Raw genomic sequence first — 22,727 nt, forward strand, 5'->3', positions numbered from 1 at the left:
GCAAGTCGCGGGCGGCTCGACCGTTCATACGCATGAGATGTGGCGATGTACGACAGCAATCCGAGAAGCCAGGCCATTCCCCGGTCCCCGACAACACGGCGCGACCGTATCGCGATACCATCCGAAGCCGCCGTGATGCCGGCGGCAGAAGCCAAGCTGCTCGGCGTGATCGAGCGCGCGCTTGAGCAACAGCGTGCCAGCCGCGCCACTGGACCTGAAGTGCCAGCGCTCGTCAGTCGCATCGGAACAATCCTGGGCAAGAGGCTTGAGGCTGCAAACGATATCGAGGCCGCCGTTGTCGAGACGCTCCCGGTTGCGCAGGTCCCCGCTGCGCGGTCCACGGACGCAGCCGCAAATCTGAATGAGGCGCCATCCGCTATCTCCGAAAGAGCGCCGAAAATAGGGCGTTTGAAACCTCTCGCTACGATTGGTCTCATCTGCGCGCTGGGCGCAGCGACCGGTTGCCTGATCCCCACCGAGCCGGCGCGATATAGCGCGGAAGGGATGCTCACCGTCCAAGGCGCCGGTCAAGTCCGCGCCATGGCCACAAAAGCGGCCGAAAAGACGCTTTCGGCGTCTCACACGATCGCTGCGACCGTTGCGGCGTTGAAACTGGATCGAGATCCGGAGTTTTCCGGCGTCTCCTCCGACGCATTCTCGGTGGCCGTCGACCTGCTATCGACCGATGGCGCAGCGGTCGACCCTGTCTCGCGTGCCGAAGCATCGCTCATCTCCAAGATCCATACCATGACCGATTCTCAAGCAGGCACGATCGATTTCAAGGTCACCACCGGCAGCGCGGAGAAATCCGCACGCATCGCGGGTTACCTCGCATCGGTCGTAACGGGTCCGGGAGCCGCAACCGGGGCCACCGAAGACGTGTCACTGAAAAAGGCGGACGATGCGGCCCAGCTCGAGCTCGCCTCCTTCACGCAGAAGAGCGGTGAAGGCAACGTCAAAGTCGCAACTGAGCTGCAACAACAGATTGGCAGCATTGACGCAGAGCTGAAGGCGGCCGAGCAGCACATCATTACCGCGCGAGAGAAGGCGAGCAGGCTGAAGGTGGCCAAGGTCGCGGATGTTCTTGCCGGCACGCTTGATGCTGACCTCATGTCGCCGACACTCGTCGACCGCCGTAACAGGTATGTCGCTGCACACCTGTCTCTGTCGCAGCTGTCTGCCAATCTCGGCCCTCGCCATCCGCGGCTGCAGGCGCAGCAGGCTGAGGTTGACGGCTTGAGTGATGTGATTGGCGAGGAGCTCGGTCGGATGCTGCGCGAAGCGAATGACGAGACGAAGTCAGCTACTTCAGACAAACGGCAGCTGAGTGATCGCCGCAATGCGCTTATTGCCCAAAGCAAGGATACGGGCGTTGATCTGGCGAAGCTTACCGAGCTGCGCGACAAGGCAAGCGCGACGCGCTCGCGCCTGGAAGATGCGATCACCACAGGAGCCGTCGCGCCGGGTGCTGGCAGTGTGCAACTGCAAAAGCCAGTTCAGACAATCGCCATGCCGACTGATCCGCGCTGGCTATCGCCACTGCTTGGCGTGCTTGCTGGCCTGGCATTTGGCTTGGCGGCCATCTCCTTCAAGGTGCGCTCCGCGCTTGCGGTGCCTGTAAAGAAGGAGCCGTCGCTGCGCACTCCCGCTCCGGCGCTGGCGGTAGCCACGCCATCAGCGGCGGCGGCAGTCGAGGTGCCACAGGAAGTGGATATCATCCGTGCCGAGCTCGCCGCCATGCGCGACAGGTTGCGCACCCGGTCGGCAGCCTCCTGACTTTGCTGCGACACGATTGTTCTTGCATTTGCCATTTTAGGCAGGATAGGGCGTGGACAGGCAAATCGTGCTGGGTGCCACCGGCTACAATGGGCTAAAGCAAGGGCAGGAGACAGTCTTGACGACAGTGATTGATGGCAAACAGGTTGCAGCTTCCGTAATCGAAACCGTGAAAGCCGCGACATCCGCGCTGGATAAGCAGAGCGGCGTCAAGACCGGCCTTGCGGTCGTGATCGTCGGCGACGATCCGGCCAGCCATGCCTACGTCAATTCCAAAAGCAAGATGGCGAAGGAATGCGGGTTCAAATCCGTCCAGCACACCTTGCCGGTCGAGACGACGCAGGAGGAGTTGGCAGCGCTCGTCACTTCCTTGAACCACGACGCCTCGATCCACGGCATCCTCGTGCAACTGCCGTTGCCCAAGCATCTGAAATCCGAACCGATCATTCAATCGATCCTGCCGGAGAAGGATGTCGACGGTCTCAACGTCGTCAATGCCGGCAAGCTTGCGACCGGCGATCTCGAAACCGGCCTCGTGTCCTGCACTCCGGCTGGCGCGATGGTCTTCGTGCGCCGCACGCATGGCGAAGATCTCTCCGGCCTGAATGCTGTGGTGATCGGCCGCTCGAACCTGTTCGGGAAGCCGATGGCGCAGTTGCTGCTCAATGCGAATGCGACGGTGACCATCGCTCACTCGCGCACCAAGGATCTGCCGGCTGTCTGCCGCAATGCGGATATTCTGGTTGCTGCCGTCGGGCGCCCGGAGATGGTCAAGAGCGATTGGGTGAGGCCCGGCGCCACTGTCATCGATGTCGGCATCAACCGCGTTCCGGCTCCCGAAAAGGGTGAAGGCAAGACGCGCCTCGTCGGCGACGTTGCCTTCGATGAGGCTGCGAAGGTCGCTGGCGTCATTACGCCGGTTCCCGGTGGGGTCGGGCCGATGACAATCGCGATGCTGATGGCCAATACCGTCATCGCGGCCCATCGAGTGGCCGGTCAGACGCCACCCAAATTCTGATCCCGCGGCGCCGACCCTGTCGAGGCTCTGACGATCAGTTCCGTTTTCCAGAGTTCCTGCTCCGGAAAGGGCCCCTCCTGCTTGACCGTCCCGATAAGCCGTTGGGCGATACGCACGCCCGCGGCCCGCAGCGAGGATCGCGTCGTCGTCAGCGGCACCGAAAAGTTTTCGGGCTTCAGATGAGGCAGGACGTCGTCATGCGCGATCAGTGAAATGTCCTCGCCGAGCTTCAGCCCGGCTTGATTGACGGCACGGATGGCCCCGAGCGCCAGCACCGTACTGGAGCAGAGGATCGCCGTCGGGCGCTCCGGCATCTGCAGAAAGCGTTCCATGGCAGTCTGACCAAGTTCGTCCGTCATCGACGTATGGCTCATGCAGTCTTCCGGAAGCGACAGCCCTCGCTCGGAGAGCGCGGCGACAAGTCCGTTCTTGCGGCGGATTGCAAAGTCGAGATGCCCCGGCCCGTTGAGCAGGGCAAAGCGCGTATGGCCGAGCTGAAGCAGCAACCTCGCGGCATCATAGAAAGCGGCTTCGTTGTCGATATCGAGGTAGGGATAGTCGGGCTCGGAACCGATGGAGCGACCGTGCACGAGGAATGGCATGGAGAGTGACTTCAGCATCGGCAGCCGCGGATCGTGACCGCGCATATAGGCCACGAACAGCGCATCGACATTGCCGCTGATCGCAAGCCGGCGCAGTGCCCCGACCTCGTCGTTCGGATCGGCAGGCATGATTACGAAATGAAAATCGTGGCGCACGGCTTCCTCGCCGAGCCCCGTCAGGAACTCGCCGAAATGCACGTCGGAATAATGATCGGGAGCCGTCGGCATAACGAGGCCAATCGAGCCGGCCTTGCCGGTCGCAAGCCGCTGTGCCGCCTTGTTGGGGCGATAACCGGTCTCCTTCACGGCTTGGAGCACGCGCTCGCGTGTCGCCTCATTGACTTCGGGATAGCCGTTCAATGCGCGGCTTACCGTTGTCTGCGACAGACCAAGCAATTCCGATAGCTGTTTCAAATTCACGTGTTATGCTTCCTCCGCTTGCCTTGGTCGCCAGCTCCCAATGGCATCCAAAGCGCTTTCAATTATGTAACAGTTGTTCGGCTTGACTCAAGAAAAATCGCTCCATATTCCCAAGGTATCGTGGGGGATGCTCCCGCGGATAAGGGGCACATTTGGTGCACTTTTTGCAAAATTGCTTGACTCTTTTCTGCCGAAAGTGAAATGAGTGCATTTGTCAAAGCGCTTTGGAACGACATCTAAACGGTTTCAAAAGTGCGGTTGGGATTGTGATGGGAGGTTGATCACATGAGAAAGACGTTTTTGATGGGCGTTGCTGCGGCGGCGCTTCTTGCTGCCGGTGCCGTGTCGGCTGCCGATCTGAAGTTTGCCCCAGGGCAGGATTCGAAATTCAACTGGAAGAGCTACGACGATTTCAAGGCTGCTCACGCCGATCTGAAGGGCGAGCAGATGACCATCTTCGGACCGTGGCGCGGCGAAGATGAAGCCTTCTTCCGCAGCATTTTGGCCTATTTCACCGAAGCGACCGGCGTAGACGCCAAGTATTCCTCCTCGGAAAACTATGAACAGCAGATCGTTATCGACACGCAGGCCGGTTCTCCGCCGAACATTGCTATTCTGCCGCAGCCGGGTCTTCTGGCCGATCTCGCCAGCAAGGGCTTCCTGACGCCGCTTGGAGAGGAGAACTCCAAATGGGTCAAGGATAACTACGGCGCTGGCGACAGCTGGGTCGGCTATGGCACCTACAAGGGCAAGGACGGCAAGGAAGCCTTCTATGCCTTCCCATACAAGGCTGACGTGAAATCGCTTGTTTGGTATGTGCCTGAGAATTTCAAGGAAGCAGGCTACAAGGTCCCGACGACCATGGAAGAACTGCACGCCCTGACGGACCAGATCGTCAAGGACGGCGGCGTGCCGTGGTGCATCGGCCTCGGCTCCGGTGGTGCAACCGGCTGGCCGGCAACGGACTGGATCGAAGACATCATGCTGCGCCAGCAGAAGCCTGATGTTTACGACAAGTGGACCACCAATGAAGTCAAGTTCACGGATCCGGCCGTCGTCGCCGCGATCGACGAATTCGGTTCGTTTGCCAAGAACGAGAAGTATGTAAGCGGTGGCGTTGCAGCAGTTGCTGCGACCGACTTCCGCGACAGCCCGAAGGGTCTCTTCGGCGTGCCCCCGAAGTGCTACCTGCACCATCAGGCTTCGTTCATTCCGTCCTTCTTCCCTGAAGGTACGAAGCTCGGTCAGGATGCCGACTTCTTCTACATGCCGACCTACGCCGCGCATGCAGACCTCGGCAAGCCGGTTCTCGGTGCGGGCACGCTCGTGACCGTCACCAAGGACTCCAAGGCAGCTCGTGCCTTCGTCGAGTTCCTGAAGACCCCGATCGCCCACGAAGTCTGGATGGCACAGTCGAGCTTCCTGACGCCGTACAAGGGCGTCAACACGGCGGCCTATGCCAATGACCAGATGAAGAGGGAAGGCGAGATCCTGACGACCGCGACCACTTTCCGCTTCGACGGTTCCGACCTGATGCCGGGCAAGATCGGCGCGGGTGCATTCTGGACAGGCATGGTCGATTTCGTTGGTGGTAAGTCTGCAGAGGAGACCGCCAAGGAAATCCAGGGCGCCTGGGATGCCATCAAGTAACATCGCCTGACATGCATGCCGTCGGCAACGACGGCATGGTTCAAGTGTATGGCCGGATACCGGGAGTGTCCGGCCACTGTTGCCTGTCGCGTCAATAGCGATGGGCGAAGTGACGATGATCAGTGCGCGCGAACCCGTCGGGATAGACCGGGTAGCAGGGGAGGAGGGACGAATGCTGTCGCAGATAGTTTCCGCTTTGGGGGTCGTGGTCGTGGCGGTTTTCGCCTGCTCGGCCTACTTCTATTTTTCGAACAAGATCCTCGATTGGTCGCTTCCGGTGAAGGATGGCGATATCCATTCCGCAGCGCGCAACCTGAATCGCCGGGCGATGATCCGGCCGTGGCTGTTCATCGGGCCAGCCCTTTTCCTTCTTGTCGTCTACCTCGTTTATCCCGTAGTCGCGACGCTGATCCTTTCGTTCTACGATCGTTCCGGCGAAAAATTCGTAGGCTTTGCGAACTATCAGTGGGCCCTCACCGATCGCGAATTCCGTCAGTCGATCTTCAACAACATCCTGTGGCTCGCCGTCGTGCCTGCGGCCTGCACCTTCTTCGGTCTCGTCATCGCTGTCATGACCGACCGCATCTGGTGGGGCAATATCGCGAAAAGCATCGTCTTCATGCCGATGGCGATTTCCTTCGTCGGCGCATCCGTCATCTGGAAGTTCATTTACGAATACCGTGGTGGCAACGATGTTCAGATCGGTCTGCTGAATTCGATTGTTCAGTTGTTCGGCGGTACGCCGCAGGTGTGGATTTCAGTGCCCTTCTGGAACAACTTTTTCCTGATGATCATCCTGATCTGGATCCAGACTGGCTTCGCCATGGTGATCCTGTCTGCCGCACTGCGCGGCATCCCCGAGGAAACCATCGAGGCTGCCGTCATCGATGGCGCGAATGGCTGGCAGATCTTCTGGCGCATCATGGTGCCGCAGGTCTGGGGCACGATCGCCGTCGTCTGGACGACGATCACCATTCTCGTTCTCAAGGTCTTCGACATCGTGTTGACCATGACCAATGGTCAATGGAATACGATGGTGCTTGCCAATCTCATGTTCAACTGGCTCTTCCGGGGTGGTGGCGATTCCGGCCGAAGTGCTGTTATCGCGCTGATTATCATGTTGGCCGTGACGCCGATCATGGTTTGGAACGTTCGCCGCGCCAATCGCGAGCTGGGAGGCCACTGAGATGACACTCACCAGAGATTTCTTCAAGATCGGCCCCGCCCGCCTCTTTGTTCACTTCGTAGTCCTTGTGATCGTCATCGTCTGGCTAATCCCGACGCTCGGCATCTTCATCAGCGCCCTGCGAGACAAGGATCAGCTCGTCGTTTCCGGTTGGTGGACGGCCTTTGCGGGCTCGTCGCGAACCGTTGCCGTGCGCCTTGGGCAGCCTGACCAGCAAAAGCAGGAAGGCGCCGTCTACGTCATCTCAGGCAATGTGCTGGAGGGTCAGCAGGGCCGCTCCGTCCGCGCCTTTGGAACGCGTGTCCAGCAGCCGTCCGCGTACAAGGCTGGCGAGACGGCCGACCTTGGCGATGGCGTGTCGCTGACCATCAGCGACGACGGTAGCTACCGCTACATGAAGAACGTCGCCTTCGGGCCTGACGATGGCGGTCGACGTGTCTATATTTCGGTTGCCACGCCGCCTGAATTCACGCTGCAGAACTACAAGACGGTTCTGACAGGCGAGGGAATCGGCCAGTCCTTCATCAATTCGCTGACCGTCACCATCCCCGCGACGATCATCCCGATCCTCATTGCGGCTTTTGCAGCCTATGCGCTGAGCTGGATGGAATTCCCTGGGCGGGCGTTGCTCATCGCACTCGTCGTCGGGCTCATCGTCGTGCCGCTGCAGATGTCGCTGATCCCGCTTCTGAGGCTATATAACGGCATTGGCTCACTGCTCGACGCTCCGTCGAAGACTTATCCCGGTATCTGGTTTGCGCACACAGCCTTCGGCATGCCGCTGGCCATCTATCTGCTGCGCGCCTACATTGCCGGTCTCCCGAAGGAGATCATCGAATCCGCCCGCGTCGATGGCGCCAGTGATTTCGAGATCTTTACCCGTATCGTACTGCCCTTGTCCTTCCCTGCGCTCGCGTCCTTCGCGATCTTCCAGTTCCTGTGGGTGTGGAACGACCTGCTTGTCGCCATGGTCTTCCTCGGTACCGACAGGGATCATCTCGTGTTGACCGGCGCCCTGAACGCACTGCTCGGGTCGCGCGGTGGCAACTGGGAAATCCTGACGGCCTCGGCCTTCGTCACCATTGTCGTACCGCTGCTCGTGTTCTTCGGCTTGCAGCGCTATCTGGTGCGTGGTCTGCTCGCGGGCTCGGTCAAGGGCGGTTAGCAACCCCAAGAGCATCCAACAGGAAACACGAGCATGGCATCCCAATCCATTTTGACGGCCGACAAGGACTGGTGGCGCGGCGCGGTGATCTATCAGATCTACCCGCGCTCCTTCCAGGATTCGAACGGCGACGGCATCGGCGACTTGAAGGGCATCACCGCCCGCCTGCCGCATGTGGCATCGCTTGGCGCGGACGCGATCTGGATCTCGCCCTTCTTCACGTCGCCGATGCGCGATTTCGGCTACGATGTTTCCGACTACGAAAACGTCGATGCCATTTTCGGCACGCTGGTGGACTTCGACACGATGATATCCGAGGCGCATCGCCTCGGCATCCGCGTGATGATCGATCTCGTCATCTCGCATAGCTCCGACCAGCATCCCTGGTTCGTGGAGAGTCGCTCCAGCAAAACCAACGCCAAGGCGAACTGGTATGTCTGGGCCGATTCCAAGCCCGACGGCACGCCGCCGAACAACTGGCTGTCGATCTTCGGTGGTTCCGCATGGGCGTGGGATCCGACGCGCATGCAGTACTACATGCATAACTTCCTGACCTCGCAGCCGGACATGAACCTGCACAATCCCGAGGTTCAGGACCGGCTGCTGGATGTCGTGCGCTTCTGGCTGAAGCGCGGCGTCGATGGCTTCCGTCTCGATACGATCAATTTCTACTTCCACGACAAGGAGCTGCGCGACAATCCGGCGCTTGCCCCGGAGCGCCGCAACGCCTCGACGGCTCCGGCGGTCAATCCCTATAACTTCCAGGAGCATGTCTACGACAAGAACCGGCCGGAGAACCTGGAGTTCCTGAAGCGGTTCCGTGCCGTGCTCGAGGAGTTTCCGGCAATCGCCGCCGTCGGCGAAGTCGGCGACAGCCAACGCGGTCTTGAGATCGTCGGGGAATACACCTCCGGCAACGACAAGATGCACATGTGCTATGCCTTCGAGTTTCTGGCACCTGATCCGCTTTCTCCCGAGCGTGTCGAGGAGGTGATGGAAGACTTTGCGGCGGCTGCGCCGGATGGCTGGGCCTGCTGGGCATTCTCCAACCACGACGTCATGCGCCATGTCAGCCGCTGGGGCTCGCTGGTTGCCGATCACGACGCCTTTGCCAAGCAATATGCCTCGCTCCTGATGACGCTGCGCGGTTCCGTTTGCCTGTACCAGGGCGAGGAACTGGGCCTGACCGAAGCCGATCTTGCCTATCAGGACCTGCAGGATCCCTACGGCATTCAGTTCTGGCCGGAATTCAAGGGCCGAGACGGCTGCCGTACGCCGATGGTCTGGGACAGCCAGGTCGCCCAGGGCGGTTTCTCGACCGTCAAGCCGTGGCTGCCGGTTCCAGTCGAACACATTCTGCGCGCCGTTAGCGTCCAGCAGGGCGACGAGAACTCAGTTCTTGAGCACTATCGTCGCTTCCTTGCCTTCCGCAAACTGCACCCGGCCTTCGCCAAGGGCGAGATCGAGTTCATGGAACCGCAGGAGGACGTGCTGATCTTCGTGCGCGAATACGGCGACGAAAAGCTGCTCTGCGTCTTCAACATGAGCGCGACCGAAAGTGCCGTCGTTTTGCCTGCAGGTGACTGGCAGGCGTTGACGGGCCACGGTTTCGTCAGCAATAACTATGGTGAGAAGATCGATATTCCGGCGTGGGGAGCGTACTTCGCTCGTCTCGCCTGACGATGTGAGGAGGAGGAATTAATGACAGGACTGTCGCTTAAGGATATTCGCAAATCCTACGGCTCCGTGGACGTTCTCCACGGGATCGATCTGGAGATCAAGGAGGGCGAGTTCGTTGTGTTCGTCGGTCCTTCGGGCTGCGGAAAGTCCACCCTGCTGCGCATGATTGCCGGCCTGGAGAACATCACCGGTGGCGACATGTATATCGATGGCCAGCTGGTCAACGATGTGCCGCCGTCGAAGCGCGGCATCGCGATGGTGTTCCAGTCCTACGCGCTCTATCCGCACATGACTGTCTACGACAACATGGCGTTCGGCATGAAGATCGCCGGCGAAAGCAAGCAGGAGATCGACCGCCGTGTTCGCGCCGCCGCCGAGAGCCTGCAGCTCACGCGATATCTCGATCGCCTGCCGAAGGCGCTCTCCGGTGGCCAGCGTCAGCGCGTCGCGATCGGCCGCGCCATCTGCCGCAATCCGAAGGTCTTTCTCTTCGACGAGCCGCTGTCGAACCTCGACGCAGCGCTTCGTGTTGCAACCCGCATCGAGATCGCCCGCCTGAGCGAGCAGATGGCGGGCACGACGATGATCTACGTCACCCACGATCAGGTGGAAGCGATGACGCTTGCTGACCGCATCGTCGTCCTCTCCGCCGGCAACATCGAGCAGGTGGGCGCACCGCTGGAACTCTACGAGCGTCCGGCAAATCTCTTCGTCGCCAAGTTCATCGGCTCTCCGGCCATGAATGTCATTCCGTCAACCATTACAGAGGCTGGCAACACGACGACGGTGACGTTGACCGGCGGCAAGTCCGTGACGCTCGACATTCCCACGGCCGCTGCCGAAAAGGGCAAGACCGCAAGCTTCGGCGTTCGTCCCGAAGATCTGCGCGTGGCTGGCGCCGGCGACGACTACCTCTTCGAGGGTGAAGTCTCGATCGTCGAGGCGCTTGGCGAAGTGACACTTCTCTATATCGAGGGTCTCGTTCAGGGCGAACCGATCATCGTCAAGCTGCCCGGCATTTACGATATCAAGAAGGGCCAGAAGATGCACTTCTCGGCCGACCGCTCAAAGCTGCATCTCTTTGACGCGGATGGCCGCACCTATCGCAAATAAAATCGCTTCGTTGCGACGACAAAAATCAAGCCCGGGGAACGCTACGTGTTGCCCGGGCTTTGTTATGTATCTGATCGAAAACAGAATTATCCCCGAAGATTCGCCGACTTGTTCAGTGGATATAGTGCTCCGGATCGAAACTATTCTCACGGTCTGTTAAGCATCGCCCGGTAGTATTTCCTCATTGAATATCGAAGGGAATACGGCGGTGGCAGCATCCAATCAAATGCCTTCCGGGCACTTTCTGAACAAAGAAGAATCCTTCATGTACGACCGTGAAGTGCGGTTCAAGATGGAGGATACGATGAACGCCGCACGTATCGAATACACTGAGAAAGGCGTCATGCATATGGCGTCACGGCGATGCGACATCATCCGCATTTCCAAGAGCAGCGCAGTTCTTGCGCTTCTTACGCAATACGCCCTTCCGAAGCAGTTCTACCTTGATATCCCGGATGCACGTATCACCAAGGTTGGCTGCATGCTGACGCGAGTGAATGCCAACAACACGATCGAAGTCCGCTTTCTGCGCATGCTGAATGACAAGGAATTGAACAAGATCTTTGTCTACAGCACGCACCCCGCACATCGCGATCGTGTGCTCGACATCCGCGCCTGATTTCCTGACGTAACACAAGACAAAGCCCGCGTCCTCGCGGGCTTTGTCGTTTTCGGTTTAGCTGGTTGCGGCTTAGTGGAACAGTACGCTTGCACCGCGATCCGAAGGGCCAACGGCGCGGCGGAACGGCGCAAACAGATCGCGGCCCAGGCCAAACTCGTTCTCGGAGAGGTCGACGACAACGGACTCTCGTTCGGCCAGGTCCGCAGCATCGACCAGAACCTCCAGCGTGCCGGCGATAGCATCGAGGCGGATGATGTCCCCGTCCTTGATCCGCGCGATCGGACCGCCGTCGACAGCCTCAGGCGTGACGTGGATTGCTGCCGGCACCTTGCCCGAGGCGCCCGACATGCGGCCATCGGTCAGTAGCGCAACGCGGAAGCCGCGATCCTGCAGCACGCCGAGAGGTGGCGTCAGCTTATGCAATTCCGGCATGCCGTTCGCCTTCGGTCCCTGGAAACGAACGACGGCGACGAAATCCTTGTTGAGCTTGCCTTCCTTGAAGGCGTCCTGCAGCTCCTGCTGGCTGTGGAAGACGACGGCCGGCGCTTCGATGACATGCCGGTCCTGTTTGACCGCCGAGATCTTGATGACGGCCTTGCCGAGATTACCGCGCAGCATCTTCAAGCCGCCATTCGCCTGGAAGGGCGTCTCGATATTGGCAAGCACCTTCGGATCGACGCTCTTCTCGGGTGCGGGCTCCCGAATGATCGTTCCGTCTTCACCAAGGCGAGGATCGATGGTGTACGCCTGCAGGCCATGGCCGAAGACGGTGCGGACGTCGTCATGCAGCATGCCGTGCTTCAGTAGTTCTTTGATGAGGAAGCCCATGCCGCCGGCGGCATGGAAGTGGTTCACATCGGCAAGCCCGTTCGGATAGACGCGCGCCAGCAGCGGCACGATCTCGGAAAGCTCGGCAATATCCTGCCAGGTCAGCTGGATACCGGCAGCCCGCGCCATGGCGACGAGGTGCAGCGTGTGGTTCGTTGAGCCACCTGTGGCGTGCAGGCCGACGACGCCATTTACCACGGAGCGTTCATCGATCATCTCGCCGGCCGGCGTGAATTCATTACCCTGCGCGGTGATCGCAAGCGCACGCTTGGCAGCCTCACGTGTGAAGGCTTCGCGCAATGGCGTGCCGGGATTGACGAAGGAGGAACCGGGCATGTGGAAGCCCATGATCTCCATCAGCATCTGGTTTGAATTCGCCGTGCCGTAGAAGGTGCAGGTGCCCGGACCGTGATAGGACTTCGATTCCGCTTCCAGCAGTTCGGCGCGCCCGACCTTGCCTTCGGCATAGAGCTGGCGCACACGTGACTTTTCGTCGTTCGGCAGCCCCGAGGTCATCGGACCGGCCGGAACGAAGATCGCCGGCAAATGTCCGAAGGAGAGAGCGGCGATGACGAGGCCGGGCACGATCTTGTCACAGACGCCGAGGAAGAGCGCGGCATCGAACATGTTGTGCGAGAGCCCCACGCCGGCAGCCATCGCGATCAGGTCGCGCGAGAACAGCGAAAGCTCCATGCCGGGCTGGCCCTGCGTGACACCGTCGCACATGGCAGGAACAGCGCCCGCGACCTGCGCGATGCCGCCGGCTTCGGCGGCCGCCTCGCGAATGATCGCCGGATAGTTCTCGAACGGCTGATGCGCGGAGAGCATGTCATTGTAGGAAGTGATGATGCCAAGATTGGGCACGCGGTCGCCCGCAAGTGCCTCTTTCTCGGCGGGGGAACAGACCGCGAAGCCATGCGCGAGGTTGGCGCAACCGAGAACTGAGCGACTTACACCCTTGGATGCCGCGTTGCGCAGGCGCTCCAGATAAAGTCCGCGCGTCGGCTTCGATCGTTCGACGATGCGGGTGGTGATCGCAGAAATGCGTGCATTAGCGGACATGGGAGGTATCCTGCCTTGGTTGCTCTTCAGTTTTTCGTTCGCGACTATCTGCCCGAAGGCCTATGGAGCCCAGTAGATTTCGACGGGGCTCGCGGCCCGCCGCAGAATGGCGCGGATCGGCATCTCTGCCTCGTCACCGGCGCTCTCGGCCTTCGTCAGGACGTCCTTTTTGCTCTCGCCTTCGATGTGAAGCACGAGCAGCTTTGCATCCTGGAGGCTGGAGAAGGTGAAGGTGAGCCGCGGCTCGCCCGCGCCGTCTGCCTCCATTGTAATAATACCACGCGGCGTCATGGGGTCGAGCGCCAGCTTCAGGTTGCTGCCGCCCGGGAAGAATGAGGCGGTATGGCCGTCGCCGCCCATTCCGAGGATTGCCACATCGAAGGGATTGCCGATCGAGGCAGTCTCCCTCGTTGCAAGCTTCGCCGCGTCCTCGACTGAACCTGCCGCCTGGTAGAGCGGCAGGAAGCTTGCGGCCTTCGCCTTGTTCTGCAGGAGGTTATCGGCCACCAGCAGATGGTTCGAGCGCGGATTGTCCGCCGGCACGAAGCGTTCGTCGACGAGGGTGACGGTCACCTTGGACCAGTCGAGATCACGAGCCGAAAGCTCCTGGAAAAACAGCTTCGGCGTCGAACCGCCGGAAACGGCGAGCGTTGCCGCTCCCCGCGTGTCGATTGCGGCGGAAAGCGACGCAGCGACTTTGTCCGCTAGGTTGCGAGCCAGTTCCTCGCCATTGGCAAAAGCATGCATCGTCGCTGCCATCGTCTTGATCCTACAGGTTGTCGTGCCAGGTGCGGCCATCACGCTCGATGAGCGCAATCGACTGGCTGGGCCCCCAGGTGCCGGCGGTGTATCCCTGAACCTTCTGGCCGGTGGATTCCCAACCCTTCAGGATCGGGTCGACCCACTGCCATGCAGCCTCGACCTCGTCGCGGCGCATGAACAGCGTCTGGTTGGAACGGATGACATCCATCAGCAGGCGCTCATAGGCGTCCGGATTGCGGACCTGGAAGGCGTCGGCGAAGCTCATGTCGAGCGAGACGTTGCGCAGGCGCATGCCGCCCGGGCCTGGGTCCTTGATCATCAGCGACTGCTTGACGCCTTCATCAGGCTGCAGACGAATGATGAGCTGGTTCTGGTTGATGCGGCCGGCCGACTGGTCGAAGACCGAGTGCGGGATCGGCTTGAAGGTAATGACGATCTCCGACATACGGCCGGCAAGGCGCTTGCCGGTGCGGATGTAGAAGGGAACGCCTGCCCAGCGCCAGTTGCCGATCTCGGCCTTGATCGCCACGAAGGTTTCGGTGTTCGAAACCCCGCCCTCGAGCTCTTCCAGGTAGCCCTTGACGGGGCCGCTGCCGGACGCGCCTGCGCGATACTGACCGCGAACGGTGTTGGTTTCGACGTTCGATGCATTGATCGGCTTCAGTGCGCGCAGCACCTTCAGCTTCTCGTCGCGAACGGCTTCGGAGTCCATGGAGGACGGAACTTCCATGGCGACCAGGCAGACGAGCTGCAGGATGTGGTTCTGCACCATGTCGCGCAGCGCGCCAGCGGTGTCATAGTATCCGGCGCGGCCTTCGAGGCCGACCGACTCGGCAACGGTGATCTGCACATGGTCGATATGGTTGGCGTTCCAAAGCGGCTCATAGAGCGCGTTGGCAAAGCGCAGCGCCATCAGGTTCTGCACTGTTTCCTTGCCGAGATAGTGGTCGATGCGGAAGATCTGCTCTTCCTTGAACACCTTGCCGATCGTGTCGTTCAGCTGCAGCGCGGAGGCGAGATCGCGGCCGATCGGCTTCTCGACAACAATGCGCGTCGACTTGGTGATTAGCTTGTGGTCATGAATCTTCTGCGAGATGTCGCCGAAAATACCAGGCGCGACGGCGAGGTAGAAAGCGCGAACGCGATCCTTGCCTTCATCGAGAAGCTTCTTCAGCTGGTCCCAGCCGGCATCGGAGCGCGCATCGACCGGCACGTAGAAGAGGCGCTGCAGGAATTTCGCGACTTCGGCCTCGTCGTATTCGCCCTTCTTCAGGTGCTCCCTGAGGGCGTCCTGCGCGAACTTGCGATATTCCTCGTTCGTCAGCGCACTGCGCGAGGCACCGATGATACGGGTCGGCTCGGAGAATTGCCCCTCGATCTGCCGATGGTAAAGGGCCGGCAGCAACTTGCGCTCAGCAAGGTCGCCGCTGCCGCCGAAAACGACATAATCAAAAGGTTCAACGGGGATGATTTGGCTGCTCATGAGGATGTCTCTCAATCAGACGGGTTGTTGGCCTCTTTAATCTAATCGATTTAAAAAAGCCAGTGTGCGATGCAATGAATCTCTCGGAAAGAGGTTTTAGTTCGAATTGCCGCGCGATGAAATCCGCAATCTGACTAAAACTTGTCGCGCAGAGCAAACCAGGAGAGCGCCAGGAAAAGCAGCGGCGCGCGCATGGCCGCACCTCCCGGAAAGGCCGGAATGTCGAGCGACTTGAAAAGATCGAGGTCCGCCGATCTTCCAAGAACCGTTTCCGCGTAGAGCCTTCCGCAATAGTTGGACAGCATCACGCCATGGCCGGAATAGCCGCCGATCGATGTCACACCAGGCATGACCTCGCGCACGAAGGGCTGCCGCGGCATGGTGATGCCGACCGAACCACCCCAGGCATGGGTGATCTCGATATCCCGAAGTGCGGGGTAGATCTCCGCGATCTGCCGGCGGATGTGCTGCGTAATGTCGCGCGGATTGTCGGCCGTATAGGCTTCGCGCCCGCCGAAGAGCAGTCGCCCGTCCTTGGACTTGCGGAAGTAGCGCACGACGAAGCGCGAGTCGGCCACGGCTTCACTTCCCGGCAGCACCTGCGGATGCCCATCGAGCGGCACGGTGGCGCCAATGAAGGAGCGAATCGGCATCACGTGGCTCGCTGTCACCGGCTCGAGATTGCCGATATAGCCGTTGCAGGCGATCAGTGCCTGATTGGCGGTGATCGTTCCGTTCGACGTCTCGATTGTTACCTTGCCGCCGCCTTGACGTATCGCCGTCGCCTTCGTCATCTCGAAGATCTGCGCGCCGGCATTGGCCGCAACGCGGGCAAGGCCGATGAGCAGCTTCAGCGGATGGACGTGGCCGGTACCGGTGTCGCGGACGCCGCAGTAGTAACGCGTCGAGCCGAGTCGTTCCTGGGTTTCGGCTTTGTCCATGAAGCGCACATGCGGATAGTTGTAGCGCATCGCCGCGATCTCGGCGTTTTCGTAGTAATCCGGCTTGTAGCTCTCCTTGTGGGCCACATTCATCTGCCCCGGCATGTAGTCCATGTCGATCTGATGATCGGTGGCGAAATCGAGGAGATGCTGCTTGGCGGCCTCGGCGAGATCGAAGAGGGCGCGGGACCGCTCATAGCCGATCTTTTCCTCAAGCTCTTCCGGCCACGAGCGCTGGCCAGTGCCGAGCTGCCCGCCATTGCGCCCGGAGGCGCCGTCGCCAAACCGGCACGCCTCGATGAGAACCACCGAGACGCCTGATTTGGCGAGGTTGTAGGCGGCCTGAAGCCCTGTATAGCCTCCACCGACGATCGCGACGTCACACGTCTTCGAGCCATCCATGCCAGGATAGGTCGGGCGCTCGCCTGATGTTGCCTGATACCAGGAAATGCCGGGCGCAATGGGGCTCTGCCATCTCTCCTGCGATGTCATGACGGAGCCCTCCCTAAACGTTCAGCAGAAGAAATTCGCGTTCCCAGGGGCTAATGACCTGCATGAAGGTTTCGAATTCTCCGCGCTTCACGCCGGCGTAGATGCCAAGGAACTCCTTGCCGAACACTTCCTCGAAGGCTTCCTCGTCTTCCATCAGTGCGACGGCTTCCAGAAGACCGCGCGGCAGATCGATCGAGCCTTCGTTTGCCGTGTCCTCGGTCGGCGCTGTCGGCTCGATGCCCTTCATGATGCCGAGCAGACCGGACGCGAGCGAGGCGGCGAGCGCGAGATAGGGGTTTGCATCCGAACTCGGTAGGCGGTTTTCGACGCGCCTTGCCTGCGGGTCGGATACCGGCACACGGAACGCCGTCGTGCGGTTGTCGTAGCCCCAGGCATTGTTGACGGGAGCCGACATATCAGGCGTCAGCCGCCGGTAGGAATTCACATAGGGCGCCAGCATCACCATCGAGCTCGGCACATATTTCTGCAGGCCGCCGATGAAATGGAAGAATTCGCGAGAGGCGGAACCATCCGGATTCGAGAAGATATTCTTGCCGGTCTGCTCGTTGACCACGGACTGGTGGATGTGCATCGCCGAACCTGGCTGCCCCTGCATCGGCTTGGCCATGAAGGTCGCGTAGATGCCGTGCTTCATCGCGGCTTCGCGGATCGTGCGCTTGAACAGGAACACCTGGTCGGCAAGCTCGATCGGATTACCGTGACGAAGGTTGATTTCCAGCTGCGCCGGCCCTTCCTCGTGGATCAGCGTATCGATCTCGAGGCCCTGCTTTTCAGAGAAGTGATAGATGTCGTCGATCAGTTCGTCGAACTCGTTGATACCGGCGATCGAATAGCCCTGACCACCGAGGATCGAGCGGCCCGAGCGGCCTTTCGGTGGATGCAGCGGGTAGTCCGGGTCGTCGTTCTTGGCAACGAGATAGAACTCGATCTCTGGCGCGACGATCGGCTTCCAGCCGCGGTCGCTGTAGAGCTTCAGCACGCGCTTGAGAACGTTGCGCGGCGTATAAGGGACTTCTTCGCCGTCCGAATTGACGATGTCGCAGATCACCTGCGCCGTCGGATCGGTTTCCCAAGGGACAACCGAAAGCGTCGAGAGATCTGGAACCAGCTTCAGGTCGCTGTCGCGCGGCTCATAGCGGAAGCTTTCCGTCTCATCCGGATATTCGCCAGAGATGGTGTGACGGTAGATCGCCGACGGCAGGGCTAGAGAGGTGTTCGACGTGAATTTGGAGCTCGGCATCATCTTGCCGCGCGGCACGCCGGCAAGGTCAGGCGTGATGCATTCGATGTCTTCTATGCCACGCGCCCGCAAGAACTGCGCTGCTTCCTTCCAGTTTTCCACGCCGCGCTGATGTCCGGGGTCCGGGGGTGTTTTCTTTGAGGCAGGTACGTTTCTGGCAGGCTTCAGCGTCGTCTTTTTTGGGGACATGACACACCGGTTTGCGTTGATCGTGACGGCATCATAGCTGGAGTTTGGCAATTGGCGAGGGGGAGGGCACGTTGACTTTCGCCTCCTGATGGAAAAAGAAGACGCCTTTCGGCGAGGGAAGTGGTTTTGCAGCGAAACAGCGATGTGATCGTCATCGGCGCAGGCGCCGCCGGCATGATGTGCGCCATTCGCGCCGCCCAGCGCGGCCGCTCCGTCATCGTTCTTGACCATGCAAAATCGCCGGGCGAAAAGATCCGCATCTCTGGCGGCGGTCGTTGCAACTTCACTAACATCAACGCCAGCCCGAAAAGCTTCCTCTCCGCCAATCCGCATTTCTGCAAATCGGCACTCGCGCGCTTCACGCCTTCGGATTTCATCGCCATGGTCGATCGCCATCGGATCGGCTGGCACGAGAAGACGCTTGGGCAGTTGTTTTGCGACGACAGCGCCAAGGACATCATTCGCATGCTGCTCGACGAGATGCAGACCGCCGGCGCGGCCTTGCATCTGCGTACCGAGATCGCGGATGTCGAAAAGAGCGGCGACGGCTTCCGCATTTCGACGTTGGAGGGCGCATATGTATGCAGTTCGCTGGTCATAGCGACCGGTGGCAAGTCGATTCCGAAGATGGGTGCAACCGGTTTTGCCTATCGCATCGCCGAGCAGTTCGGCCTCTCGATGGTGGAGACGCGCCCGGGCCTCGTACCGCTGACCCTCGATCCGGCGACGCTCGAAAGCCTTTCGGAATTGTCGGGCATATCGGCCGCTGCCGAGATTCGTCATGGCAAGACGGCGTTCCGCGAAGCCCTGCTTTTCACCCATCGCGGTCTCAGCGGCCCAGCGATCCTGCAGATCTCCTCCTATTGGCGCGAGGGCGATGACATCACCGTTGACATCGAACCTGATGTCGATCTCCTCCATCATCTGAAGGCGGCAAGGAAGGTCAATGGCCGGCAGTCCGCGCAGACGGCGCTGGCGGACATTCTGCCAAAGCGACTGGCGCAATACCTGACGGAACGCGAAGGCATCGCCGGCCACATGGCCGATCTTTCGGATAAGATCCTGGTGCGCCTTGTCGAGGCGGTGCAGAGCTGGAAAATCAGACCCTCGGGTTCCGAAGGATACAGAACCGCCGAAGTGACGCTCGGTGGCATCGATACGGCAGCACTCGATTCCCGCACCATGGCAGCGAAGCAGGTTCCAGGGCTCTATTTCATCGGAGAATGTGTCGACGTGACCGGCTGGCTCGGCGGCTATAACTTCCAGTGGGCATGGGCTTCAGGCTTCGTTGCCGGTGAATCTTTGTAGGCGCTAAACAATCTGCTCGATTCAAGAGTTCTTAAGGAGGGTGCGCCATCCTGCCTCAATGACGGATGGAAAAGCACTTACTAAATAGAGCTTTACCAACAAGTCGTTTTGTTGGATTGTATGCCAGAGATGAAGTGAGGTTCTGCAAATGAACAGGAACACACGACGCGCCCGCGCCATTGCAATCGCTCAAGCCAAGCCCGACAACAAGCTCGTTGTCGTCCGCTACTTCGTCCTTTCCGCCAGTGCATTGGCTGCCGTAGCCTCTCTCCTTCTCGCACGCTGGTTCTAATACCCGCGATCTTGCATGGGCTCGTGGCAGGAGCGCCGTTGCCTTGTCAGCTATCCTTCGGATAAATCGATTTGTGCGCGGCTATCGGTAGCTTTCGCTTATCCGAAAATTAAGACATCCTCTGCAAAACTGGCTCGATATTTCTTGGGCGCTTCCGTTCTGCGTGAAGCGAGCTGGCAATGATTGCCGCCTGGGCCTGCGCCTGGGACTCCCACTTGTTCCAATAAAGCAGCTCGATGCACTCGGTCGGCGCTCCGTCAGGCGACCGGCGGGAGGAGTGGTGTATGGAAGGCCGGAACCGCCATGTTGATTGATAAGATTCTTTCCCGTTTCAGGATCAAGACCAAGGTCCTGATCTTTGTATTGCCGTTCGTTGTAAGCATTTCAGCCGTCGGCCTGACCGGCCTCTATGCCTCTGGTCTTCTGCAGGGGCGTATGGAAATCTCCAACAGCGTTCTGCAGTCGTTAAGCGGGTTCAAGGATCTCTATGGCTCCATGGACGACTTCCTGCAGATCACCAGCCAGGAAGCACGCGACAAGCTCTATGGGGACATCAAAACGCAGCAAGGCACGCTGAACGCAACGCTCAAGCAAATTGGCGACAATGGCGGTCGCGAAAACCTGCGGGCTGCAACGGACGGCACCTCGGGGATCGCCGACACCGTGGGCAAGCTCTGGACCCTGCATGAACAGGAACTCGCTCTCCGCAAGTCCATCGACGACGCGCAGAAGGTGATGATCACGAGCCGCTTCAACGTCAACTACGATGCGCAGCAGCTTGAGGAAAACATCCGCAAGGACGAAGGCAACGCCACCGCAACGCTGCGCGCTGCCGATCGCCTGCTGAAGGGTGGGGATACCCTTGCCTCCGTCATGGGTGACTTCAACAAAGCCCAATTGCCAGCCGACAAGCTGAAAGTCGTTACCGACGCCATTCCCGCCATCGCCAAGGCGCAGCGCCTGATCGAGATTTCGGTACCCGCGAACCAGAAGAGCATGACACAATCGCTGTCGCAGACGATCAGCGACGTCAAGACACAGGCAACTGCCGCCGACGCCGGCACCGATGAGGCGATCGCCAACCTCGGACGGCTCGTCTCCCGTTTCCGCCAGATGTCCACCTACACGCAGTTGACGGCAACGCAGATGATGCGTGAGGCGACGACCACGTTCGTCGAGCTCGACAGCCGCATCGCTCAGACGAACTCTGTTCTCGAGGACACGCGTCGTCTGGAGAGCGCAATCTATTCGCTGCAGCTCGTCTTGGGTGAATTTGCTGCCAAGCCGGGCAAGGAAAATCGCGTCCGTCTGCATCAGGAGATCGCGACACTCGGCACCAATCTCAACACGCTGCTCGCCAGCGCGAAGGGTATGAATTTCGCGGAAGACATCGTCGCGGCGATGTCCCCGGCTCTCGCCTCGATGGACAAGGACGCCCAGAGTCTGGTCGACACGATCAACCAGCGCGTTACCGATTACGCCTCCGCCCGCCAGCAGCTTGATGCCGTCTGGGGTCAGTTGACCACCTTCGCCGAGTTGCAGAAGCAGAGCGCCGGTGCCGAGCGCACCCAGGCGAATGGCATCTCGGTGCTGACCACCGGCCTTGGCATTCTCGTCTCGATCATCGGCGGCATCGCGCTTGTTCTGACGCTGCAGCGTCCGATCGGTCAGATCACCGCTGCAATGCGTCGCATTGCCGACGGTGTGCTCGATACCAACATCTCAGGCGATCAGCGGCATGACGAAATCGGCGACATGGCTCGCGCACTCGGCATCTTCAAGGAAAATGCGATCTCCAAGATCCGCATTGAGGAACAGAGCGAAGAGGAGCGCGTCGCGGCCGACCATGAGCGCCAGCGAAACGATGCCGAGAAGCGCGAGATGGATCGCCAGATCGAGTTTGCGGTCAATGCGCTTGCATCCGGTCTCGAGCGCATGTCGCAGGGCGACATTTCGACCACGATCGATACGCCGTTCATCGGACGTCTCGAACAGCTCCGCCAGGACTTCAACGGTTCGATGATGCGCCTGCAGGCCACGATGAGCCAGATCCGCGATAACGTCGAGATGATCCAGGGCAACGGCAATCAGATGGCTCAGTCCGCCGAGGATCTCTCCAAGCGCACCGAGCAACAGGCAGCTTCGCTTGAAGAGACAGCCGCTGCGGTTGAACAGATCACTGTGACGGTTCGCTCCTCCGCGGAGCGCGCCAAGGACGCGGATCAAATCGTACGCCAGGCCAAGCGCAGCGCCGACGACTCTGCCGTCGTTGTCAGCAACGCCATCGACGCGATGGGCCGCATCGAAGATGCATCCCGCCAGATCGAGCAGATCATCGGCGTCATCGATGAGATTGCGTTCCAGACCAACCTGCTGGCACTGAACGCCGGCATTGAGGCAGCACGCGCCGGCGAGGCCGGCAAGGGCTTCGCGGTCGTTGCGATGGAAGTGCGTGAGTTGGCGCAGCGTTCCGCCGCTGCGGCGCAGGAAATCAAGGGTCTGATCAACAAGTCGACGACAGAAGTCAGCTCTGGTTCGCAGTTCGTGCAGGAGACTGGAACGGTGCTCGCAAAGATCAGTGCACAGATCGTCACGATCAGCCAGCACGTCGAGACGATCGCTCGTGCGAGCCACGACCAGTCCAGTGCGCTGCAGGAAGTCAATGCGACGGTGAACCAGATGGATCAGATGACGCAGCAGAACGCGGCAATGGTGGAAGAGACCAGTGCAGCAAGTCGCGAGCTTGCGGTCGAGGCGGATTCACTGCTTCGCCTTATCCAGCAGTTCAAGATCGATGGCGACATGCAGGCGACGGTTTATCGCGCCGCATAAGACGACCGCCGACGCAAGGCATTGGAAGGCCCCGGTAGTCCCGGG

The 22,727-nt window shown here is 60.1% G+C and carries 17 protein-coding genes; 11 read left to right on the plus strand and 6 right to left on the minus strand.

What is annotated here, in order from left to right; genetic code table 11:
• The first annotated feature begins 45 nt into the window (after positions 1–45).
• Positions 46–1,776 carry a succinoglycan biosynthesis protein gene (locus NBG89_RS01620; protein ID WP_431321427.1) on the plus strand — a complete coding sequence of 577 codons (1,731 nt, stop codon included), beginning with the start codon at positions 46–48 and terminating at the stop codon, positions 1,774–1,776.
• A gap of 118 nt (positions 1,777–1,894) precedes the next feature.
• The gene (gene folD / locus NBG89_RS01625; RefSeq protein ID WP_431321428.1) at positions 1,895–2,794 is read left to right on the plus strand and encodes a bifunctional methylenetetrahydrofolate dehydrogenase/methenyltetrahydrofolate cyclohydrolase FolD; all 900 of its coding nucleotides are present in this window, start codon (positions 1,895–1,897) and stop codon (positions 2,792–2,794) included.
• On the opposite strand, the gene NBG89_RS01630 is transcribed toward folD, so the two are convergent.
• Complete coding sequence (locus NBG89_RS01630) at positions 2,773–3,816, minus strand: LacI family DNA-binding transcriptional regulator (protein WP_431321429.1); 1,044 nt, start codon at positions 3,814–3,816, stop codon at positions 2,773–2,775. The genes folD and NBG89_RS01630 overlap by 22 nt on opposite strands.
• Positions 3,817–4,101: 285 nt before the next feature.
• On the opposite strand from NBG89_RS01630, the gene NBG89_RS01635 reads away from it, so the two are divergent.
• From NBG89_RS01635 to NBG89_RS01660, 6 genes are all read left to right on the plus strand, one after another.
• On the plus strand, positions 4,102–5,466 hold the full coding sequence (locus tag NBG89_RS01635) for an ABC transporter substrate-binding protein (RefSeq protein WP_431321430.1): 1,365 nt from the start codon (positions 4,102–4,104) through the stop codon (positions 5,464–5,466).
• A gap of 172 nt (positions 5,467–5,638) precedes the next feature.
• Positions 5,639–6,652 carry a carbohydrate ABC transporter permease gene (locus NBG89_RS01640; RefSeq protein WP_431321431.1) on the plus strand — a complete coding sequence of 338 codons (1,014 nt, stop codon included), beginning with the start codon at positions 5,639–5,641 and terminating at the stop codon, positions 6,650–6,652.
• Position 6,653: 1 nt separating this feature from the next.
• A complete protein-coding gene (locus NBG89_RS01645) occupies positions 6,654–7,817 on the plus strand; it encodes a carbohydrate ABC transporter permease (protein WP_431321432.1) in 1,164 nt (387 codons plus the stop codon).
• Positions 7,818–7,850: 33 nt separating this feature from the next.
• On the plus strand, positions 7,851–9,497 hold the full coding sequence (locus NBG89_RS01650) for an alpha-glucosidase family protein (RefSeq protein WP_431321433.1): 1,647 nt from the start codon (positions 7,851–7,853) through the stop codon (positions 9,495–9,497).
• A 21-nt stretch (positions 9,498–9,518) separates the two neighbouring features.
• On the plus strand, positions 9,519–10,610 hold the full coding sequence (locus NBG89_RS01655) for an ABC transporter ATP-binding protein (protein ID WP_088705006.1): 1,092 nt from the start codon (positions 9,519–9,521) through the stop codon (positions 10,608–10,610).
• 265 nt (positions 10,611–10,875) lie between these two features.
• A complete protein-coding gene (locus NBG89_RS01660) occupies positions 10,876–11,229 on the plus strand; it encodes a hypothetical protein (RefSeq protein ID WP_037077031.1) in 354 nt (117 codons plus the stop codon).
• A 72-nt stretch (positions 11,230–11,301) separates the two neighbouring features.
• Here the strand turns inward: NBG89_RS01660 and edd are convergent, their stop codons facing one another.
• The 5 genes from edd to NBG89_RS01685 form a co-directional block, all read right to left on the minus strand.
• Positions 11,302–13,122 (minus strand): phosphogluconate dehydratase, encoded by a 1,821-nt coding sequence (edd, locus tag NBG89_RS01665; protein ID WP_431321434.1) that lies wholly within the window; start codon positions 13,120–13,122, stop codon positions 11,302–11,304.
• 60 nt (positions 13,123–13,182) lie between these two features.
• Positions 13,183–13,881 carry a 6-phosphogluconolactonase gene (gene pgl, locus NBG89_RS01670; RefSeq protein WP_431321435.1) on the minus strand — a complete coding sequence of 233 codons (699 nt, stop codon included), beginning with the start codon at positions 13,879–13,881 and terminating at the stop codon, positions 13,183–13,185.
• Between the two features lie 10 nt (positions 13,882–13,891).
• Complete coding sequence (gene zwf / locus NBG89_RS01675) at positions 13,892–15,367, minus strand: glucose-6-phosphate dehydrogenase (RefSeq protein ID WP_431321436.1); 1,476 nt, start codon at positions 15,365–15,367, stop codon at positions 13,892–13,894.
• Positions 15,368–15,501: 134 nt separating this feature from the next.
• The gene (locus NBG89_RS01680; RefSeq protein ID WP_431321437.1) at positions 15,502–16,800 is read right to left on the minus strand and encodes an NAD(P)/FAD-dependent oxidoreductase; all 1,299 of its coding nucleotides are present in this window, start codon (positions 16,798–16,800) and stop codon (positions 15,502–15,504) included.
• Positions 16,801–16,813: 13 nt separating this feature from the next.
• On the minus strand, positions 16,814–18,250 hold the full coding sequence (locus NBG89_RS01685) for a glutamine synthetase family protein (protein ID WP_088691420.1): 1,437 nt from the start codon (positions 18,248–18,250) through the stop codon (positions 16,814–16,816).
• 126 nt (positions 18,251–18,376) lie between these two features.
• Between NBG89_RS01685 and NBG89_RS01690 the strand changes: the two genes are divergently transcribed.
• The 3 genes from NBG89_RS01690 (at position 18,377) to NBG89_RS01700 (ending at position 22,682) form a co-directional block, all read left to right on the plus strand.
• Complete coding sequence (locus NBG89_RS01690) at positions 18,377–19,558, plus strand: NAD(P)/FAD-dependent oxidoreductase (protein ID WP_431321438.1); 1,182 nt, start codon at positions 18,377–18,379, stop codon at positions 19,556–19,558.
• A 148-nt stretch (positions 19,559–19,706) separates the two neighbouring features.
• Positions 19,707–19,850 (plus strand): hypothetical protein, encoded by a 144-nt coding sequence (locus NBG89_RS01695; RefSeq protein ID WP_431321439.1) that lies wholly within the window; start codon positions 19,707–19,709, stop codon positions 19,848–19,850.
• 303 nt (positions 19,851–20,153) lie between these two features.
• Positions 20,154–22,682, plus strand: a complete 2,529-nt coding sequence (locus NBG89_RS01700; protein ID WP_431321440.1) for a methyl-accepting chemotaxis protein — start codon at positions 20,154–20,156, stop codon at positions 22,680–22,682.
• Positions 22,683–22,727: the final 45 nt, after the last annotated feature.

Source organism: Rhizobium sp. YTU87027, from assembly GCF_050644135.1.
Taxonomy (GTDB): Bacteria; Pseudomonadota; Alphaproteobacteria; order Rhizobiales; family Rhizobiaceae; genus Rhizobium.

What these genes read in the sequence shown, in the direction of transcription:
- zwf (WP_431321436.1), bottom strand. Translation starts at nt 15,367, where the DNA reads ATGAGCAGCCAAATCATCCCCGTTGAACCTTTTGATTATGTCGTTTTC.
- NBG89_RS01620 (WP_431321427.1), top strand. Translation starts at nt 46, where the DNA reads ATGTACGACAGCAATCCGAGAAGCCAGGCCATTCCCCGGTCCCCGACA.
- NBG89_RS01640 (WP_431321431.1), top strand. Translation starts at nt 5,639, where the DNA reads ATGCTGTCGCAGATAGTTTCCGCTTTGGGGGTCGTGGTCGTGGCGGTT.
- NBG89_RS01700 (WP_431321440.1), top strand. Translation starts at nt 20,154, where the DNA reads ATGTTGATTGATAAGATTCTTTCCCGTTTCAGGATCAAGACCAAGGTC.
- pgl (WP_431321435.1), bottom strand. Translation starts at nt 13,881, where the DNA reads ATGGCAGCGACGATGCATGCTTTTGCCAATGGCGAGGAACTGGCTCGC.
- NBG89_RS01685 (WP_088691420.1), bottom strand. Translation starts at nt 18,250, where the DNA reads ATGTCCCCAAAAAAGACGACGCTGAAGCCTGCCAGAAACGTACCTGCC.
- NBG89_RS01695 (WP_431321439.1), top strand. Translation starts at nt 19,707, where the DNA reads ATGAACAGGAACACACGACGCGCCCGCGCCATTGCAATCGCTCAAGCC.
- NBG89_RS01680 (WP_431321437.1), bottom strand. Translation starts at nt 16,800, where the DNA reads ATGACATCGCAGGAGAGATGGCAGAGCCCCATTGCGCCCGGCATTTCC.
- NBG89_RS01655 (WP_088705006.1), top strand. Translation starts at nt 9,519, where the DNA reads ATGACAGGACTGTCGCTTAAGGATATTCGCAAATCCTACGGCTCCGTG.
- NBG89_RS01645 (WP_431321432.1), top strand. Translation starts at nt 6,654, where the DNA reads ATGACACTCACCAGAGATTTCTTCAAGATCGGCCCCGCCCGCCTCTTT.
- edd (WP_431321434.1), bottom strand. Translation starts at nt 13,122, where the DNA reads ATGTCCGCTAATGCACGCATTTCTGCGATCACCACCCGCATCGTCGAA.
- NBG89_RS01650 (WP_431321433.1), top strand. Translation starts at nt 7,851, where the DNA reads ATGGCATCCCAATCCATTTTGACGGCCGACAAGGACTGGTGGCGCGGC.
- NBG89_RS01660 (WP_037077031.1), top strand. Translation starts at nt 10,876, where the DNA reads ATGTACGACCGTGAAGTGCGGTTCAAGATGGAGGATACGATGAACGCC.
- NBG89_RS01635 (WP_431321430.1), top strand. Translation starts at nt 4,102, where the DNA reads ATGAGAAAGACGTTTTTGATGGGCGTTGCTGCGGCGGCGCTTCTTGCT.